18 protein-coding genes are annotated in these 18675 nt (G+C 65.5%); 7 read left to right on the top strand and 11 right to left on the bottom strand.

Translation table 11 applies throughout. From position 1 onward, the window contains the following. Nucleotides 1–42: 42 nt before the first annotated feature. Complete coding sequence (locus ABIE00_RS11345; RefSeq protein WP_354260261.1) at nucleotides 43–651, bottom strand: hypothetical protein; 609 nt, start codon at nucleotides 649–651, stop codon at nucleotides 43–45. 291 nt (nucleotides 652–942) lie between these two features. On the opposite strand from ABIE00_RS11345, the gene ABIE00_RS11350 reads away from it, so the two are divergent. Then, nucleotides 943–1566 (top strand): hypothetical protein, encoded by a 624-nt coding sequence (locus ABIE00_RS11350; protein ID WP_354260263.1) that lies wholly within the window; start codon nucleotides 943–945, stop codon nucleotides 1564–1566. Nucleotides 1567–1602: 36 nt separating this feature from the next. On the opposite strand, the gene ggt is transcribed toward ABIE00_RS11350, so the two are convergent. Next, complete coding sequence (gene ggt, locus ABIE00_RS11355) at nucleotides 1603–3429, bottom strand: gamma-glutamyltransferase (RefSeq protein WP_354260265.1); 1827 nt, start codon at nucleotides 3427–3429, stop codon at nucleotides 1603–1605. A gap of 124 nt (nucleotides 3430–3553) precedes the next feature. Beyond that, nucleotides 3554–4795 carry an MFS transporter gene (locus tag ABIE00_RS11360; protein WP_354263335.1) on the bottom strand — a complete coding sequence of 414 codons (1242 nt, stop codon included), beginning with the start codon at nucleotides 4793–4795 and terminating at the stop codon, nucleotides 3554–3556. Nucleotides 4796–4989: 194 nt separating this feature from the next. On the opposite strand from ABIE00_RS11360, the gene ABIE00_RS11365 reads away from it, so the two are divergent. After that, on the top strand, nucleotides 4990–7146 hold the full coding sequence (locus ABIE00_RS11365) for an amylo-alpha-1,6-glucosidase (protein WP_354260267.1): 2157 nt from the start codon (nucleotides 4990–4992) through the stop codon (nucleotides 7144–7146). Nucleotides 7147–7149: 3 nt separating this feature from the next. Here ABIE00_RS11365 and ABIE00_RS11370 read toward each other — a convergent pair whose 3' ends face one another. Continuing rightward, entirely contained in the window at nucleotides 7150–8088 is a 939-nt protein-coding gene (locus ABIE00_RS11370; protein WP_354263337.1) for a 5'-3' exonuclease, read from the bottom strand. A 67-nt stretch (nucleotides 8089–8155) separates the two neighbouring features. Here ABIE00_RS11370 and ABIE00_RS11375 point away from each other — a divergent pair, with 67 nt between their 5' ends. After that, nucleotides 8156–8743, top strand: coding sequence for an HhH-GPD-type base excision DNA repair protein (locus ABIE00_RS11375; RefSeq protein ID WP_354260269.1), 588 nt, complete (start codon nucleotides 8156–8158; stop codon nucleotides 8741–8743). A gap of 38 nt (nucleotides 8744–8781) precedes the next feature. Here ABIE00_RS11375 and ABIE00_RS11380 read toward each other — a convergent pair whose 3' ends face one another. The 6 genes from ABIE00_RS11380 to ABIE00_RS11405 form a co-directional block, all read right to left on the bottom strand. Further along, nucleotides 8782–9246: a DUF8821 family protein gene (locus ABIE00_RS11380; protein WP_331573615.1), complete on the bottom strand. Its 465-nt coding sequence runs from the start codon at nucleotides 9244–9246 to the stop codon at nucleotides 8782–8784. A 31-nt stretch (nucleotides 9247–9277) separates the two neighbouring features. Next, complete coding sequence (locus ABIE00_RS11385) at nucleotides 9278–9904, bottom strand: peptidase dimerization domain-containing protein (protein ID WP_354260272.1); 627 nt, start codon at nucleotides 9902–9904, stop codon at nucleotides 9278–9280. Nucleotides 9905–9910: 6 nt separating this feature from the next. Beyond that, a complete protein-coding gene (locus ABIE00_RS11390) occupies nucleotides 9911–11257 on the bottom strand; it encodes a type I glutamate--ammonia ligase (protein WP_354260274.1) in 1347 nt (448 codons plus the stop codon). A gap of 52 nt (nucleotides 11258–11309) precedes the next feature. Beyond that, complete coding sequence (locus tag ABIE00_RS11395; protein WP_354260276.1) at nucleotides 11310–12443, bottom strand: amidohydrolase family protein; 1134 nt, start codon at nucleotides 12441–12443, stop codon at nucleotides 11310–11312. A 72-nt stretch (nucleotides 12444–12515) separates the two neighbouring features. Next, the gene (locus tag ABIE00_RS11400; RefSeq protein ID WP_354260278.1) at nucleotides 12516–13091 is read right to left on the bottom strand and encodes a dihydrofolate reductase family protein; all 576 of its coding nucleotides are present in this window, start codon (nucleotides 13089–13091) and stop codon (nucleotides 12516–12518) included. An 18-nt stretch (nucleotides 13092–13109) separates the two neighbouring features. After that, on the bottom strand, nucleotides 13110–13694 hold the full coding sequence (locus tag ABIE00_RS11405) for a TetR/AcrR family transcriptional regulator (protein WP_354260280.1): 585 nt from the start codon (nucleotides 13692–13694) through the stop codon (nucleotides 13110–13112). A 118-nt stretch (nucleotides 13695–13812) separates the two neighbouring features. Here ABIE00_RS11405 and ABIE00_RS11410 point away from each other — a divergent pair, with 118 nt between their 5' ends. Both ABIE00_RS11410 and ABIE00_RS11415 read left to right on the top strand, forming a co-directional pair. Beyond that, nucleotides 13813–14166 carry a cupin domain-containing protein gene (locus ABIE00_RS11410; protein ID WP_354260282.1) on the top strand — a complete coding sequence of 118 codons (354 nt, stop codon included), beginning with the start codon at nucleotides 13813–13815 and terminating at the stop codon, nucleotides 14164–14166. 35 nt (nucleotides 14167–14201) lie between these two features. Continuing rightward, nucleotides 14202–15509, top strand: a complete 1308-nt coding sequence (locus tag ABIE00_RS11415) for a flavin monoamine oxidase family protein (protein WP_354260284.1) — start codon at nucleotides 14202–14204, stop codon at nucleotides 15507–15509. A gap of 20 nt (nucleotides 15510–15529) precedes the next feature. Here the strand turns inward: ABIE00_RS11415 and ABIE00_RS11420 are convergent, their stop codons facing one another. Next, on the bottom strand, nucleotides 15530–16138 hold the full coding sequence (locus ABIE00_RS11420; protein ID WP_354260286.1) for a TetR/AcrR family transcriptional regulator: 609 nt from the start codon (nucleotides 16136–16138) through the stop codon (nucleotides 15530–15532). Nucleotides 16139–16355: 217 nt separating this feature from the next. On the opposite strand from ABIE00_RS11420, the gene ABIE00_RS11425 reads away from it, so the two are divergent. Beyond that, on the top strand, nucleotides 16356–17795 hold the full coding sequence (locus ABIE00_RS11425) for an APC family permease (RefSeq protein WP_354260288.1): 1440 nt from the start codon (nucleotides 16356–16358) through the stop codon (nucleotides 17793–17795). A 58-nt stretch (nucleotides 17796–17853) separates the two neighbouring features. Beyond that, complete coding sequence (locus tag ABIE00_RS11430) at nucleotides 17854–18654, top strand: MoaF C-terminal domain-containing protein (protein WP_354260290.1); 801 nt, start codon at nucleotides 17854–17856, stop codon at nucleotides 18652–18654. Nucleotides 18655–18675: the final 21 nt, after the last annotated feature.

An 18675-nucleotide genomic window follows, 5' to 3' on the forward strand; every position in this document is an offset into this window, starting at 1 on the left:
AAAGCAGACCGTGCAGGAGCTTTGGCCCCGCAGACAGCCGAACTACCGCCGCACCACGACGTCGTCGATGTAGGTGTCGCCCATCTGGCGTGGGTGCTCGGCGCCGAACTGAACCTTGCTCAGGCTTGTGCCGCCAAGGGCGACCCTGTTGTTGGCGAACACCCGGGCGCCGTCGAGCCAAATCTCAATCGAGGACTTGTCGCCATTGGCCCTGACCTGCATCTGCACATGGTGCCAGGTGTTCAGGGTCATGTTCCGGGCCAGGAGCCTGGTGTACGAGAACGTCCCGTTGGGGTTCGTGGTCCGCAGCCAGGGCATGCCCGTGACGTTGTCACGGAAGACGTCGGCAATGCGGGTGCCGCCTGAGAAGAACCGCAAGTAGGGCACGTTGTTTCCCCGGAGCCCGCCGGAAACGATGTTGACCCAGGCGTCGGCGCTTGCCCGCTTAGTGCCGGCCTCCAGGCCGTATCCCATATTGGCCACTGACCCGACGGTATCGGTGGCCCGCAGCCGGACCGAGCAGGTGCCGGTGTGGGCCCTGGGGCTCGCAACGGCCACCGTTGCGTTGCCCGACCGCGTGGCCACGAACGGGGCGATGGTGTTGCCCTCGAAGGTTGTGGCGGTCAGTACCTTGCCCCCAGGGTTGGTCACAGGGACGGCCGTTCCGGGACGGCAGGTGGCCGCAGCGCGGCAGGTGATGAACCGAAAACCAGGCTACCCGACAGCAGCAGCCCAAGGCTCCCGATCGTGCTGAGTTTCCGTAGCGCGCCCATGGCATGTCCTCACTGTTGATCGGTTTAGTCTCCGCAGCCATACAGCTTGCACCCCGGGCATATGCTCGGCTCCGCAAGTTGGGAAAACCTCGGGGAACCCTAGGAAGCGCATAATGGCATCAGTCACAGGCAAAAATCACGACGGCGGCATGGGACTAAGGAGGTCCGGATGCTGAGGCTTCCCCGCATCACAGTTGAGGTTCCGGTGCTTGGCATCGGGACCAAACCGGCGGACTACGAACAGCTCGCCGTCTACGCGGACGGGCTCCGCAGCCCGCAGGGCCTGCACATGACTCTGCTCCACATCGGCGTCCTGGAGGACTTCGCGGCCGACGTTGCCGACTGGACCAAGGGCGCCACGGATCCCGCCGAGGCTACCGTCATGACGGCTGACTGGCTGCGCGCCCTGCCCGTGCTGGAGGGCTTCTCCGGAACGGCGGAGCGGCTGGTCCTGCTGGGCGGCGGCCGGGTGTCCGGCCTTGAGGTGGACGTGCCCCAGAGCGTCCGGGACTTCCAGGTCTCGCTCGTTCAGGCACTCCGTGAGCTGCTGGATGACCTGCTGGTGGACAACCCCGACGACTTCATCCTCAGCTCCCGTGCCCTGGGCTACAGGTATCCGCGGTGGCGCCCCCACGTTGCCGTCGGCAAGCCGAAGTTACAGGACCGCCCGGGCGGACACCGGCCACGGGAAAGCAGCGGCTCCTGGGAGATACGTCCGCTCACGGTGGAGTTCGGACCGTCCCAGATCAGGAACCGGCAGCTGCTGCCGGGCTCCGGCGGCGGCCGGCCTTAGCAGAAGCACGACAGCAGAAGCACGACGCGCCGGGTCTTACCGGGCGGGTTGGACCACCATGGCGGAGCCTCCCCCGCGTCTGACCGGTTCAGCCGCGGCGACCAGGCGCCCGCCTGACTTGAACTCGATGGCGGTGGCCGCACCGATCTCCGCTGCCGAGGTGAACGCGTCGCCGGACGGTGTGAACTCATGGCCGAACGGCGCCAGCTTGCTCTCGTACGCTGCGATGAATCCGGGCTCGGCCGTGACCTTGGCCGAGTTGCGCTGCGCCGCCCGTGGAGCCGCGATGGCCTCGGAGATGTTCATCCCCAGGTCCACCCGGTTCAGGAGGGTCTGCAGGACGGTGGTGATAATCGTCGAACCGCCGGGCGAGCCGAGGGCGAGGAACGGGTCGCCGTCCTCGAGGATGATCGTCGGCGACATCGAGGACCGCGGGCGCTTGCCGGGATCGATCCGGTTCGGATCCTTCGGGTCATACACGGTGGAGAAGTCGGTGAGCTCGTTGTTCAGCAGGAAGCCGCGGCCGGGGACCACAATGCCCGACCCGCCGGTCTGCTCGATAGTGAGCGTGTACTCGACGACGTTGCCCCATTTGTCGGCGACCGTCAGGTTGGTGGTGGAGATGTTCTCGGTGTCCTTCTCGCTGGCGGGGGTCGCCGCGGCGGCCGGGCACGCGCCGTCGTAATTTGTTACGTTACCCGGCGCGACGGGCTTCACGGCCGCAAGCTTCGGGTTGATCTCGCACGAGCGTTCCTTGCCGAACAGCGGGTCCGTGAGTGCGTCCGTGGGAACCTCGACGAAGGCGGGGTCGCCCACGTACTTGCCGCGGTCCGCAAAGGCGAGGGCGCTGGCTTCGAGGTAGTGGTGCAGCGCGCTGGGCGTGGACATCCCTGAAAGGTCGGACGGCTCAAGGATGTTCAGCGCCTCGCCCACGGTGGTGCCGCCGCTGCTCGATGGAGCCATGCCGTAGACGTCCAGGCCGCGGTATTCCACGTGGGTGGGCGGCTGGTTCAGGGCGCGGTACCTGGCCAGGTCCGCCGTCGTCATGTGGCCGGCCGGGATGGGCAGCTTGGTGGTCTTGGTCTTCGGCGGGGCCTGGACCGTTGCCGCGATCTCTTTGGCGAGCGCGCCGTGATAGAAGCCGCGGGTGCCCTTGTCTGCCAACAGCCGGTAGGTTGCCGCGAGGTCCGGGTTTTTGAAGATGCTGCCGACGGCGGGTGCGTCACCGCCGGGGAGGAAGAGCTTGCTGGTGGGGGTGAACGCCTCGAAGCGCAGCTTGTTGTCCAGGGTCTGCTGGCGGAAGGTGTCGTCCACCACGAAGCCGCGGTCGGCCACTTTGATGGCGGGTTCGAGGACGTCATCAAGGTCCTTGGTTCCCCACCGGTCCAGCGCGCGCTCCCACGTTGCCGGCGTGCCGGGCACGCCCACCGAGACGCCGCTGGTAACGAGCTCGGGAGTGAAGTTGTAGGGCTTGCCGGTCTTGGGGTCGATGAAGGCGTCATGCGGCATGGCGGCCGGCGCTGTCTCACGGCCGTCGATGGTGCTCACATGGCCGGTGTGTGAGCTGTAGAAGAGGAAGTACCCGCCGCCGCCCACGCCTGCGCTGTAGGGCTCGGTCACGCCGAGGGTGGCCGCAGCTGCGACGGCGGCGTCCGCCGCGTTCCCGCCCCTGCGGAGGATCTCGATGGCCGCGGCGGATGCCTCGGGGTCCACGGTGCTCACTGCGCCGCCGTAGCCGGTGGCGGTGGCCGTCTTTTCGGTCACCCGCTCGTCAGCAAACGCGGGGCTGACGACGGCCCCTGCCGTCACGCTCATTGCCAGTGCCGTGGTGACGGCTGCTACTCGGCTTCTCAGGTATGGCATGGTCGCTCCCGGGTGTGAGTATTGCGGGTTGACGGTACTGTCACGCTACTCCGCGGCGGAAGGACACTCAACGGCGAAAACATTCACCGGCCCGGAGTTTCAGCCCTGCCCTTGTAGGGCCCGGTCACCGGCTGTGTGCTTCGTCAGCGGCGGCGCGCTGCCGGCGGCTTGCATACAGGAACGGTACGGCGAGCAGTTGGATCACGCCGCTGAACGCCAGCGACGCTGAGTAGCCGTACACGTCGGCTGCCCGGCCGAGAACCGGCTGCACTACCACGCCGCCGCTGGAGCCCATGAGGGAGGCGAAGCTGAGCACCGTGGCCCGCTGCCTGGAGTCAATCATGTCGTTGAGATAGGCCTGCCCCACCGGAATCCCCACCTCGGCCACCAGCGCCCACACAGCCAGCAGCACCAGGGCCACCCAGAACGCGCGCGTGAATCCGAGCGCCACCAGGATCAGTGCGCTGACTGCCCCGCTGAGGATCAGCACCGTGGTGCGTTTGCGGACCAGGCGCCGAAAGCGGGGTGCCAGCCAGCCGCCCAGGACCTCCGCCGCCGCCACGATGGCTGCCGCCAGGCCCGCGATGGCGTATGCGCCGCGGTCGCCGAACAGCTCAAGCAGGAACGGCTGCAGGGCATAGAAGACATAAATCCCGACGCCTGCAGTGAATGGCGCGGCCAGCATCACATAGCGCACAGGCGGATTTTTCAGGCCGTTCTCGATGGAGGCAGACAGAACGGCGCGCGTCGCCTGAAGGGGCCGCGCCGAGCGTTCGGGGGTGAAGCCGACGTCGTGCATGAGCCAGAGGGCCACTCCGAACATGGCCAGCAGCACGCCAACCCGGAGCAGGAATGGCACGCCGAGGTTGGTGGCCTGGGCGATCACGCCGCCTGCGACTGATCCGATGAGCATGGCGGTGCCGGAGACCATCTGGCCGCGCCCGAGCACCGTCTCCAGCGCGCCGTCGTAGCCGGAAAAATGCAGTGCATCCACGAGCCATGCCTCCACGGCGCCGGAGAAGAACGTGAAGCCCAGGCCGAGCAGTACTGACACGAGTGCCCACGCCCAGAATGGCGCTGAAAGCTGCCACAGCAGGTAATAGAGGAGTGTCGAGATGGACAGCGTGGCGGTGCCGAGCAGGAAGGACACCCGGCGCCCCCAGCCGTCAGCCACCACGCCGGTGGGTACCTCGAAAATGACCATCCCGGCGGTGAAGAACGCGTTGGCGGCAAAGGCTTCAAGGTTGCTGAGCCCGGCATCGAGCAGGAAGAGCGTGTTGATGCCCCAAATGAAGGAGGCTGCAAGGGTATTGCCCAGTGTCAGCGTCAGGTAGATGCGCTGCACCTTGCGGGCCGCCGGATTCATCGCCTCGTTGTCCGTCCCGGCGCGAAGTTGGGGCACGAATCCATTCTCGCCGTCTTCACCGAAGGCCGCCAGAGACCCTTTTATCGGGGCGCGTTCGAGCGTAGCGTCATGCCCAACGGAGTAGGCGGTGAAGGGCAGTGCGGCTCCGGTCCGCGCAGCGCCGTCTCCCTCCTGAGCCGTCGAAGGAGGCGGAAATGGCTGCTGGCTGGAACGCTGATACGGCCGCCGGTCCGGTGGGGGCGGGCACGGTCACCCTGGTGGAAGGTTCGTCCTTCTGTATTTCCTTGGCGAACGGGGATATCCATCCGGAACATCCGCACGGGGTCTTCCATGAGGACACCCGCATTTTGTCCCGCTGGAACCTGTCAGTGAACGGCCTGCCCCTGGAGGCGCTGACGGCGGAGACCAAGGAGCCGTACCGGGCCCTGTTCATCGGCCGGGTTCCCCGCTCTGACGGGTACGCGGACAGTCCCCTGATCGTGGAGCGCCTGCGGGAGGTTGGTGCGGGCATCCGCGAGGAGATCACCATCCGGAACTATTCCTCGAAGGAGACCGAGTGCGTCGTTTCGCTCAGTGTTGAATCGGACTTCGCGGATCTCTTTGAAGTGAAGGAGGCCCGCGTCCAGCGGCGCTGGGAGGAATCCCGACAGCCAGAGGGCGACTCGCTGGTGATCAAGGCCGGCTGGCAGGACCTCGTTAAGAGCGTCATCGTCAACGCAGCCGGCGCCGAGGTCACCGCCGACTCGCTGACTTTCCGGACGGTGGTCCCGCCGCGCGGTGTGTGGAGCTCTCGGGTGAGCGTGGCGCCTGCCGCCAACGGCGGCGGGGTCCCGCCGTCGTCGTTGATCCGTCCGGCCGCCGGTGAGCTGTCCCCGAGCGACCGGCGCCGGCAGGAATGGGTCGCCAAGATTCCCAAGCTGCACATGGGCAACCGCTCCATCGAGCGCACCCTGCGGCGCAGCTACGACGACCTGGGCGCCCTCCGGATCGAGGATCCCGCCCACCCTGAGCGGATCGTGGTGGCCGCGGGTGCGCCGTGGTTCATGACGCTGTTCGGCCGGGACTCACTGTGGGCATCGGAAATGGCGCTTCCGGTGGACCCGTCCCTGGCGCTGGGCACCTTGAAGACGCTGGCCGACCGGCAGGGCAAAGTGGTGGACCCGATGAGCGAGGAGGAGCCCGGGAAGATCCTGCACGAAGTCAGGCTGGGCGTCTCCAGCGGGCTGGCGCTGGGCGGCAAGTCCGCCTACTACGGCAGCGTCGATGCCACCCCGCAGTTCGTCATGGCGCTCGGTTCGGTGAGCCGCTGGGGATTCGGCCGCGACACCATCGCCGCACTGCTGCCCCACGCCGACCGTGCGCTGGATTGGGTCCGGATATACGGCGACAAGGACGGCGATGGATTCGTTGAGTATGAGCGGCTCAACGACCAGGGCCTCATCAACCAGGGCTGGAAGGATTCGTGGGACGGCATCAACTTTGCCGACGGGACCCTGGCAGAGCCGCCGATCGCACTGTGCGAAGTGCAGGCGTTGGTGTACTCGGCGTTTTTGTCCCGGGCGTGGATGGCGTACGACGCCGGTGACACGGCTTTGGCGGCGCGGCTCACCGATGAGGCGGCGGAGCTGAAAAGGAAATTCAACGAGCAGTTCTGGCTGCCTGACCGCGGGTACTACGCTGTGGCACTCGACAGGGACAAGCGGCCCGTTGATGCGTGCGCTTCGAACATGGGGCAGTGCCTGTGGCACGGCATCGTGGATGAGGACAAGCTGCCGCTCGTAGCCGAGCGGCTGATGTCCCCCGAGATGTTCAGCGGCTGGGGCGTCCGGACGCTGGGCACCGACATGGGCGCCTACAACCCTGCCAGTTATCACAACGGCTCTGTCTGGCCGCACGACAACGCTGTCATTGCGGTGGGCCTGCTGCGCTACGGCTTCGTGGAGGAGGCGCAACGGATCGCCACGGCCCTGCTCGAGGCGGCAGATTACACCGACGGCCGGCTTCCGGAACTGTTCTGCGGCTTCAGCCGGGACCAGGTCACTGAACCTGTGCCGTATCCGACGGCGTGCTCCCCGCAGGCGTGGGCGGCCACCACACCGATCATGCTGGTGACCAGCCTGATGCGCTACGACGCCCACGTGTCCCGTGGCGGCGTGTGGATGGATCCGGTGCTGCCCGCATCCTATGGCGATCTGCACATCACCAACGCGCCCATGGGGGCCGGCCGGATCACCATCGACATCACGGGTTCCGAGGCGTCCGTGCAGGGACTGCCGGAGGGGCTGACCTTCCACCGCGAACACCGGCCGTGGCTGACGGAGCTGATGGCTGAGGCCGGGCTGGGTAAGTGAAGGCTAGCCGAGGCGGTCCAGCGCCTGCAGGAGCCGCCGGACCGAGCCGCCGAGGTTCCACTCGGTGGCGAGCCGGTCGAGTTCCTCCCTCGCCTCACCGGTGACGGTTTGCAGTTCCGCGCCCGCTTCCTCCAGGGACGGCAGCTCCAGATTGCGCACCACATTGACTACGGCGGGCGCCACCTTGAGATAACCCGCGGCGGCGGCAAGCTTGGAGCGCACCGACGCGGACACCCCGCCGCCGGGATCGGCCGCGGCCATGAGCAGCCCGTCGAGGGTGCCGTGCTCCAGGAGCAGTGCTGCCGCGGTCTTCTCGCCGATGCCGGCCACACCGGGCAGCCCGTCCGAGGCGTCGCCGCGGAGGGTGGCGTAGTCGGCATACTGCTGCGGCAGCACGCGGTACTTTTCGACGACGACAGCGTCGGTGAGGACTTCGAGGTTCCGCATGCCGCGGGCGGTGTAGATCACGCGCACCCGGCGGTCGTCGTCGACCAGCTGGAAGAGGTCCCGGTCCCCCGTCACCACATCGACGGGAAGGCCGGCGTGGCTGGCGTAGGTGCCCACGACGTCGTCGGCCTCATGCTCCGGGACACCCACGACGGCGATGCCGGCCAGGCCCAGCACGTGCCGGATCAGCGGGATCTGTGCCGACAGCCCGTCCGGCACCACTTCCACGTCGGCCGCCCCGGCCACCACCTCCGCCACCCGGTGGGCCTTGTAGGTGGGAATGAGGTCCACCCGCCACTGGGGCCGCCAGTCATCATCCCAGCAGGCCACCAGGTGCGTGGCGCCGTAGTCGGTGGTGAGCCGGGCGATCATGTCGAGCAGGCCGCGGACGGCGTTCACCGGGGTGCCGTCGGCGCGGCGGATGGTGTCGGGCAGGCCGTAGAAGGCGCGGAAGTACAGGGACGCGGTGTCGAGCAGCATCAGGCGGTTGACCATGACTGATCCTGACACGGATTCACCGTGCGGTACCCGGGACACGGGCCGGAAGTGGGAGGATGGGCGCATGGAACTGCACATCACCGGCGACGATGCCGCCGACAAACTGCTCAGCGACGACGCCTTCGCGCTTCTCACCGGCATGCTGCTTGACCAGCAGGTGACCATGGAGTCCGCTTTCGCCGGACCCGAAAAGATCCGCACGCGCATCGGCTCCATCAGCCCTGCCGCCGTGGCCGAACATGACCCGGCAGGCTTCGTTGAGGTCTTCAAGGAACGCCCGGCTGTCCACCGCTTCCCCGGTTCCATGGCCGCCCGCGTCCAGGCGCTCGCCGAGGCCGTGCAGAGCGAGTGGGGCGGCGAGGCAACTGCCATCTGGACCCGGGAGGAACCCGACGGCAAGGAAGTCCTGCGCAGGCTGAAGGCACTGCCGGGATTCGGCGAGCAGAAGGCCAAGATCTTCCTGGCGCTGCTCGGTAAGCAGTGCGGGCTCCAAGCGCCGGGCTGGCGTGAGGCCGCGGGCCACTACGGCGAGGAGGGTTCCTACCTCTCGGTGGCGGACATCGTGGACCCGGAGTCGCTGACGAAGGTGCGCGCCAGCAAGCAGGCAGCCAAGGCCGCCGCAAAGGCAGCAAAAGCGCCGGCCGCCGACTAGCTAATGACGACGGCGGCCGGTTGCCTTCGCGGGGCCGCTTAGTACTCGCCCTTGATCACGAAGTAGGAGCCGCGGATCTCGCCGGCCAGCTTCGACTTCTGCCGTGCGAACTTGAAGCTGGAGGCGAGTTCCTCGGGAACTTCCATGCCCTGTGAGAGCTTGAAACCGACTGCCCGCTTCGCACCCTGCTCGATGCCGTACATGACGTTGACGGACAGCCCGGATTCGTAGAACACATACGCCATCCGAAGGCCGTCCACCTCGAAGGAAGTCACCTCGAGCGGCCGGGCTGAGAACGCGATGTTGCGTTCGTCGGACAGGATGCGGTTCACCCAGTCGAGCGTTTCCGGCGCATCGCCGGCGGGCTCGACGGTGAACACGTGGTCGTATTTGTTCTTGTAATAACGTGCCTCGTTGGCACGCAGTCCCGCCAAGGCGTCCGCCACTGGGGACGACTCCAGGCCGACGGTGGACACGTTCTGGAAGTCTACGGTGTATGGCATGCGCCCTCCTGGTTGTGATTCTTCGCACTCCTCACCCTAATCTCACTTGCGGTGGCCCGGCTTCTCGATTCCTGATTGGTTGGCTGCCTGCTTCACGCCCTCCCCCGGCCAGCACCTGGGCGGACACCAGGTAGCCGGTGAGCATGGCAGTGGCCACCCGGCCGACCGCCTGTTCATCGGGCGCGAATGTGCTGGCGTGCAGGTTGCCGCTCGCCGCCGGCATCCCGGTGAAGATCATCACGGCGCGGGCCGCCGAGGCATAAAACGCGAAATCATCCGAACCATACGAACGGAACTCACGTACTTCGTACCCTTGGGCGCCAAGGTGGCGCCCGATCCCGGCGGCAAGTTCGGCGTCGCTTTCCAGTATCGGCTCACCCCTCCGGATTTCGAGCCGCACTGTGCAGTCGTGGGCAGTGGCGACGCCGTTTGCCACCTGGCGCAGGCGGGTGTGGATCATCTGGCGTTGCGGCTCCGTCATGGTGCGGATGGTTCCCGCCACCGTTGCCTCTTCCGGGATTGCATTGGGGCTGCCGCCGGCATGAATGGTCCCGACCGTGAGTACCGCGGACAGCCTGTGCAGCTCCTCGACGTTTTGCACCTCGCCGGCCAGGCGTGCAAAGGCTGTACCCGCATTGAAGGCTTCGGACGGGCTCATCTTCCGCTAGTACCGCCACCGCAGGGCGGCGATCACTGCTTCACGGTCGAGCTGTGCAAACCGCTCGGCTTCGCCCCTCCGCACCGCCACATAAGCATTCACCAATTCATGGCCCAATGCTGAGCGGAGGAAATTGCTGCCGTCCAGATCGTCCAGGGCCGTGAACATGTCGGGGGCAAATGCCCGGATGTCCAGGCGCTCCCTCTCCGCCGCGCTCAATGTCCCGGGGTCGACGGTGACCTCGGCGGTGAGTCTCAGCTGTCCCCTGAAGCCCTCGAGCGCAGCTGCAAGAATTGCTGCCACGGCGAGGTACTGGTTGGCGGCACCATCGCAGCATTTCACTTCCACGTTCGATTGCCTGTCCTCGTAGCCCTTGAGGCCCGGCACGAAGCGCACGGCGGCCTCGCGGTTGCCCGTGCCCCAGCAGATGAAGCTGCCCGCCCACTGTTGCGGCTGAAGCCGGGCCACGCTCAGGGCGCTTCCGCCCAGCAATGATGCGCTTTCGGCCAGCTTGCCGAGGACGCCCGCGATCATGCTCTCGCCCCCGGGGCTCATCCCGGTGCCGGCTGCTGCGTCATAGAAGACGTTTCCGTCACCGTTCCTCGCGGAGAAATGGATGTGGCATCCGTTGGTCGCAGTTGTGGAATCCGCTATCGGGGAGTACGAAACGTGCAGTCCATGCCGGCGGGAGACCCTGGCGACGATGAACCGCGCAAGGAGGTAATCATCGACGGCCTGGACCGGGTTCCGCGGGGCCAGGGCGATCTCCACCTGGCCCCGGCCATACTCGGGGTGGATCTGTTCCACCGGAACGCCGGCTTCCACAAGCGCCGTCAGCACGTCCAGGCTCCATGCTTCCAGCTGCAGGAAGGCGGCCGCACTGTAACCCGGACCTTCGTGCGCCAGGACAGGCGCGTCCTGAGTGCCGCCGAACACCGTAAACTCCAGCTCGAGGCCCACGGAAACCTCCAGCCCTGCCGTGGCCCATTCGGATGCCACCCGTTTGAGTGCCGTGCGCTGGCAGGTTGGATAAGGAGCACCATGCATGTCCACCAGGTCGGCGGGCGCCCAGGCGAGGCCGGTGGTCTTATCGACGACAGCAACAGCCGAGCGGTCAGGTATGCCGCGGAGGTCTCCAACGATGGGATCGATCTCCGACGACCGGGTGACGTGGTCGTCGGCGGCCAACAGGACTCCGACGCTCACTGAGACGCCGCAGCCATTGGAGAAGGCATCCTCAACCTTGGGTCCCGGCAGAACCTTGACCCTTGCTACCCCCGCGTTGTCCAGGCAGGAAATGACGAGAGCCCTGACATACTGGAGATCCATATCCGCCTTTGGATTTGAAGTCACAGCTTTCCTTTCCATGCTTCTGACGACTTGTTCAGGCGATTGGCATTGAGCTTCAGGGATTCAGGGTGTAGACGCGTTTGGCGTTCTCCGAGGCGATCATCCCGGCGATCCTTTCGGCGTCATCGGCGGTTGCCCAGCGCGAGGCGATCCAGTCGTCCATCAGGGCAGCGAAGGAAGCCCGCCAGTTGGCCGCGCTGACGGCGTAATGCTCGGCAAGGCCGTACGAATCCGATGAGTAGAGGATCTTGCTGAATGGTGCGATCTCCAGTGCCTGGCGGATTGACGTGCCGGCGCTCGGGCCCAGGTAATGCGAGACGAGGCCCACATCGAGGTAGACGTGCGGGAAAACCTGGGCAAGGATGCCCGCCTCCCTGACGAAGGGGTAGCAGTGGAGCAGCATGAAATCAACGCCCAGTGACCTGGCGGCGTGGAACAGCGGACTGAGCCGGGATGGATCGGCCCGGAAGAGCTGGACGTCCGAATCGCCGTATCCCGTGTGAAGCTGCATGGGGAGGCCGGTGTCGATCCCGGACCAGAGCCCGAACCTCAGCAGGACCGGGTCAGTGATCCTGAACGACCCGGTTTCCTCGGCGGTTCGGAACCATTCATCAGCCGCCTGGAGGACCTCACGCCCGGATGGCCGTTCCGCGGGGATGTCGAACCCGTGACGGTAGGCGATGATGGATTTCACTCCCACAGCCGCCCGGGTTCTGGCTGCCAGCGTCTCCGGGAACTTTGCCACGAAGCCGGCCGCAGTGGACACCCCCGCTAAGTCCTCGGCTACTCTCTCGATGCGGACGATCTCGCGAACCCGCGCGCCAGCACGCACCGCCATGGCGTCGGGGCCAGGCAGCCGATCATCCCGTATGCCCGTGTCAAGGAGGTAGTCGGAAGTTCCGGTACTGCGAAGCAGCAGCCTGTTCGCTTCGGCGGCGCCGATGCTCCTGCGGCGCGCCAGGTATTCGTCCAGGGGCGCAAGCGGCTCGAGTCCGAGGACCGGTGCACAGAAACGCCGAACCGCCAGGCCGAAGGGCGAGTCGAGGCTGTCCGTTCCTGCCGGTGCCGGCCAGTCGGACTCCGTGGCCAGGCTCCGGAACTCGTCCTCGGTCAGTTCGGCCTCGGCAACGCCGTGGCAGTGGTGGTCGACCAGGGGCAGGTCAATGCTGCGGCTGCCCGTATTAGTCATGATCACCGCCACCTGGTCGTGTTTGGCCACACCTAGATCGAGTATGGAGCCGATGTCACCGGGAGGAAAGCGTTACGCCGGCCGGTATGTCACCATCAGCACGCCCGTCCCTGTGGTCGCGGAGTCGACCAGCCGGAGCCGGCGCGCGTCGTGGTCCGGTCCGAACAAGCGGCGGCCCGAGCCGAGCACCAGCGGGTGAATCATCAGGAACAGCTCGTCGACGAGGCCGAGCGGGAGCAGGGACCGGATGAGCTGGCCGCTGCCCATGATCACCAGGTTGCCCCCGGGCTGACCGCGCAGCGCAGCAACTTGAGCGGGGACGTCCCCACCCAGGAGCATGGAGTTCGGCCACTTCAGCTGGGTGTCGGGGTTGGCGGAGGCGACGTATTTCCGTGTCGCGTTGAGGCTGTCCTTGAATGGGCCGCCGGCCTGGTTCCAGTAGGCGAGCATGTCATCGTAGCTGCGTCGGCCGAACAGCCATGAGAAACCCTGGCCAAGCCGCTCACCCATGGCGGCGAACATGGCCGGGTCATTGTCATCCTGGGCCCATCCGCCGTGCCGGAAGCCGTCACGGGTGTCTTCGTCGGGGCGCCCCGGCCCCTGCAGGACGCCGTCGAGGCTGAGGTGGTTCACTGCCAGAACGCGCATGCGGGACTCCGTCCTATATCAGCTGGCGTTGACCGCCGGTATGGTTACGTGGCCGCCCAACGCCGCCCAAAGGTAGCGGATGGCCGCCTCGACGCCCTTGGTGTTCGCACCGGCCAGGAGCTGCAGCACCAGGCCGTCCAACGCCGCGAAGGCGGCCTGGGCAGCACCTTCCTGGCCGCCGAAACCGATCCGTTGCAGGCCGTCGGAGAGCGCTGCAATGTAGCTTTCGTACAGGTGCTGCACCGGCGCCGCCAGTTCGGGGCGCCGCCGCGATTCCAGGATCATCTCGTACTGGAAGATCTGGATGTCGGGGTTGTCGTCAATCAGCGACAGGATGCTTTGGCAGAACTCCTCCTCGGTGGCAGGCAGCGCTTCCAGGTGTGACAGCCCGATCGACTGCCGCACGGACCATTCGAGTGCGGCTTCGATGAGGGCATCCCGCTTGCCGAAGTGATGGACCACCAGGGTGTTATTGACGCCGGCGTGCTCGGCAACGGCACGGAATGTAAGGCCCCGCAGTCCCTTGCGCGCCACAACATGCACAGTCGCGGCCAACAAAGCCTCCCGCCCTGTGCCGTAGCCGTTCTGTTTCTGCCCGCTCATGTCTCCGATTCTAGCTCCCGGCAGACGGGTATTGACTTCAAACCTCAGCAAATGCTTAGCTGTGATGCAATACACAACTAAGCAACTGCGGAGTTGTTGGCAATCCAAGGAGGAACCAATGTCCACGTCCACGAACGCCGTCGAATTCACCGTGCACGACGCCCTTGACCCGCAGAGGTACGAGCCCTTCATCCTGGGCCGGGTCCACTGGGTGCGACGCCCCGGAGACGGCGGCCGTCCTGCGCTGTCTGCCGGTTTCTGGCACGTCACCACTGAGGAGGCTCCCGAGCCGTTCGACCTGCTCATCGAGGCGGATGAGACCATCCACATCATCGAGGGCCACATGCACATTGAGGTCGACGGCGGCGGGACCTTCGACCTGCTGCCCGGCTCGGCCGCTTCCTTCAACAAAGGTGCACAGACCCGCTGGACTGTCGTGGAAGACACCACCGAATTCTTTGTCTACTCCTGACCGCCAACCAGAACATCTGAAACAGAAGGCCTACCGTGACTGCCACCACCCACAACACCCAGCCGACCGACGTCGTCGTTATCGGCGCAGGCTTCGCCGGCCTCACGGCCGCCCGTGAACTTCTCCAGGCCGGCCTGTCCGTAACCGTTCTCGAAGCACGGGACCGGATCGGCGGCCGCACCTGGCTGGATGACCGCCTTGGCCGCCCGCTGGAAATCGGCGGCACCTGGGTCCACTGGACCCAGCCCTACGTCTGGGCGGAAATGAAGCGCTACGGAATCGGCACCGTTCAGAGCCCCGTCCCGGAACGGGCCTACTGGTGGTCGGGCAGTGCGCGGCACGAGGGCAGCCCGGACGAGCTGCTGAAGGAAATCGATGCCCCCAACCGAAGGCTCATGGAACAGTCCCGCGAGTTCTTCCCGCAGCCCTTCGCCCCGTTCACCAACCCGGACATCAAAGGCATCGACCATGTGTCCCTATCCCAGAAAATCGCCGAACTGCAAATCCCGGACTCCTCCCGCGAGATCCTGGAATCCTTCTGGGCACTGAACTTCAACGGCCCCATCGACGACGCCGCCTACACCCAGGCGCTGCGCTGGGTGGCGCTCACCAATGGCGACTGGATGGTCAACTTCGAGGCCTGCGCCACGTACAAGATCCAGGGCGGGACCGGCGAACTCATCAACGCCATCGCCGCCGGAGCAGACGTCCGCCTCGGGAAGACCGTTTCGGCCGTCACCTACACCGAAGGGAACGCCACCGTCATTACCAACGACGGCGAGGAATTCCGGGCAGCGCACGTGGTCTGCACGCTTCCCCTCGGCGCCATGGGCGCCATCGCCTTCGATCCTCCCCTGCCGGCGCCTGGCCGGAAGGGCATCGCCGAAGGCCAGGTCTCCAAGGGCATCAAGGTCTGGATCACGGTCAAGGGCGAAGTGCAGCCGTTCGTTGCCCTCGGCGCCGCTGACTGGCCACTGAATTTTGTCCAGGCCGAATACGACCAGGACGGCAACACCATTCTCGTTGCCTTCGGGCCCGACACTGCCCGGCTCGACGCCAGCGACGCCACGCAGGTCCAGACAGCCCTCGACCTGCTCGCACCGGACCTTGAAGTCCTGGACGTCGCCAGCCACGACTGGACCAGTGACCCGCTGTCGGGCCAGACCTGGCCCATGCACCGGCCGGGCTTCCTGACAGAGTCCCTGGCCAGCTTCCAACAGCCGCAGGGTGCCCTCCTCTTCGCAGGTTCGGACTACGCCAATGGCTGGGGCGGCTTCATCGACGGCGCCATCGAAAGCGGCCTGGAAGCAGCCCGGGGCATCCTCAACGGGCGCAATGCCTGAGCGGAGGTAAGTGAAAGATGTTACTTCCCGGCCGGGGAGAGGCCGGCGGCGTTCGCGTCGCCGGCTGCGCCCGAACGTTCCAGTAGGCGGCCAACCTGGATGACGGCGGAACGGATCTTCGCTGGATTTCCGAAGGTCAGAAACTGGAGCATGAGCCCGTCCAGCGCAGCGAAAATTGCCCTGGAAAGTTCATCGTCGGTATCGAGGGAACGCCCGCGGAGAGCCGTCTCCACCGTGGAGATGTAGTTGTCATAGAGGCGGTCCAGGAGGGCTTTCAGCTCGGGCTTTCGCCGGGCCTCGAGAAGCATCTCGAACTGAAAAAGTTGCAGTTCCGGCTCGGAGGACACGGACGCCAGGAGAGCGTCGGCGAACTTCTCGTCGAAATCCGCCACGCGGGCAAGCCCGGTTTCCTCGATCGACCGCTGCACGGCCCATTCAAGGGTGGCGGCAAGTAACCCCTCGATCGATCCGAAGTGATGCGTGATCAGCGTATGGTTCACACCCGCACGGGCGGCCACAGAACGGTAGGTGACTCCCCGGAGGCCCTTCTCGGCCACTACATCAATGACCGCCGCCAGCAGGGCATCGCGGCCATCCCCGTAGGGCAAACGTTGGGAATCGAGGCTCATAAGCCGATTTTAGCCCGCCCGCACCTTCGGCGTTGGGACCCTTGACACACGAAACTAAACACTTGTAGAGTTTTGTTTCGTGATCCGGCTCACGTGCCGGAGACCACCAACGCTTCTGCCGGAAGACGCGCACGAGGGGGTGCGCCTTCAGCCGGTATCCCTACTTACCCACACCGGCATGACCCATGAATCCATGCCCTGGCGAAAGAGCCACATCATGAACCAACAAACCGGGCAGATGCCCGCGTACCAGAACACCCCGGTCACGTCGGGCCGCCTGCGGCCTAACAAGCTGGGGGTCCTCGCGGTTGCTTTCTTCGCCATAGCTGCTGCCGCACCCATGGCCGCCGTTGTCGGCGCGAGTCCCGTCCTCTTCGCGGCCAGCGGCCCCGGCACCCCCGTCATCTACGTCATCGCGGCCCTTCTCGTGGCCCTGTTTTCCGTTGGGTACCTTCGCATGAGCCACAGCATCACCAACGCGGGCGGATTTGTTGCCTACATAGCCAAGGGGCTTGGAACGAAGTGGGCCACCGGCGGTGCAGGCATCGCGATCCTGACCTACATCAGCCTCCAGGTGGGACTCTGGTCCCAGTTCGGTGTCTTCGCCCAGCAACTCGTTGAGAGCCTGACAGGCCTGGGGCTCCCGCCGTACTTTTGGATTGTCCTCGTGCTGTCTATGGCCACCGCCCTGACCATGAAAGGGGTGGACGCCAGCCTGAAGGTTCTGGGCGTACTGATCCTGGGCGAAACCCTCGTCGTTGCGGCCCTGGTTGTCTCTCTGATCGCACAAAAGGGGCTGGGGATCTTCACGTTCGAGGGGTTCACCGGCGCCAACATCGTGGGTCCCGGACTGGGCATCTCGCTGCTGTTTGCCTTTGCCTGCTTCACAAGCTTCGAGGCGACAGTCGTCTTCGCTGAAGAAGCGGTGAACCCGCGCAAGACGATTCCCCGAGCGGCATACCTGGTCATTGCCTTCGTTGGCCTCTTCTACATGATTTCAACCTGGGCCATCAGCGGAGCGATCGGCATTGACCGCATCCAGTCAGAAGCCGCCGGGAATCCCGCCGGCATGATCTTCGATCTCGCCCAGTCCAGTGCCGGCTCGTGGCTCAGTCTGTCCATGCAAATCCTCGTCGTCACCAGCTTTATTGCCATGATGCTGGGACTTGCCAACATGTTCGCACGATACCTCTTCGCCTTGGGCCGGGCAGGAACACTGCCAGCAAAGCTGGCGTCCGTTTCCAAGACCGGCGCCCCGACATTCGCCGGGCTGGTCAACGGCGTCACCGTGCTGGTGATCATCAGCGTCTTCCTGATTTCAGGGGCCGATCCCATAACCACAGTCTTCGCGTGGTTCGTCGCCCTCGGAACCGCCGGCTTCATCAGCATCCTCCTCCTGACGTCCGCAGCGATCATCGTCTTCTTCGCCAGGGCGAAGATGCGGGACAACCTCTGGGTAACCGTCATCGCACCCGTCCTGTCCCTCATTTCGTTCATCATCATCGGCTACCTGACCCTGGACAATTACGACGCCCTGCTCGGCGGCGCCGGCGGTGTTGCGCGCTGGCTCCTGCTCGGCATCCCCCTGGCCCTCATCGCAGGAATAGCCCGGGGAGCCCAGAAACGGTCCATCGACTACGCCTCCGAAATCGTCTGACGCTAAAACGCTCCTCCAACCTCGATCAACAGGAATCACCTCAACCAAAGGAAAACCCATGACCGCGACTGATATCCAGGACTACGTTCCCGAAAACGAATGGCCCTCCGTGGCCACTATGCTCGACGGATTCGGAGACCAGACCCTCCCCGCCTCCGCGGCCCTGGCCGGCACCGCACTGCACCTCCCCCAGGACCGGGGCCACACCACGACGTACACCTTCCACGACGCGCAGTCCCTGACGTGGACCTCTGCCGGCGAAGACCGCCACAGCGGAGCAGCCAGCTACAAGGCGATCGAAGCCCGCCCAGGGATCTTCATCATCGACCTCATCCGGGGCGAAGACCACCAGGCTGAGAATGTCACCATCATCTTCGACAGGAACACCGGCGCCGTCACAACAGCGGTCAGTTCTTTCATCGCCGAAGGAGACAAGACCCGCTGCGCCACCACATTCAGCCACGGAAACGTGGAAGGGTCTGCTGCCCTTCATTCCCGCTCCAGCGGGCTGGTCGGCAAACGGATCTACTACCGCTACAGCGACGTCGAAACCTACGAACACATCTACCTGAACGCCGGCACCTTCACCTGGCACTGCCTTCGCGGCGGTGAGTCCGGACTCGCCGACACCGACCGCTGCCTCACTTTCGACGTTGGCGAGGACCTGTACCTGTTCTTCTGGACCGAAAAGGTGATGACCGTTGAGGCCGTCCTCCTCATTGACCTGCGCGAGCAACGCTCCATCGGGCGGATGTTCGGCTGGGACGAACCCGCCGCCGAACCTGTGATTCTGCCTTTCAACTCCCGTCTCACCGTCCTGAACCACACCGAATACCCGCAGGACAACCACAAGCATTAGCCCACGAAGCCACTCTCCTGA

The organism is Arthrobacter sp. OAP107, assembly GCF_040546765.1.
In the GTDB taxonomy this organism is placed as follows: domain Bacteria; phylum Actinomycetota; class Actinomycetes; order Actinomycetales; family Micrococcaceae; genus Arthrobacter.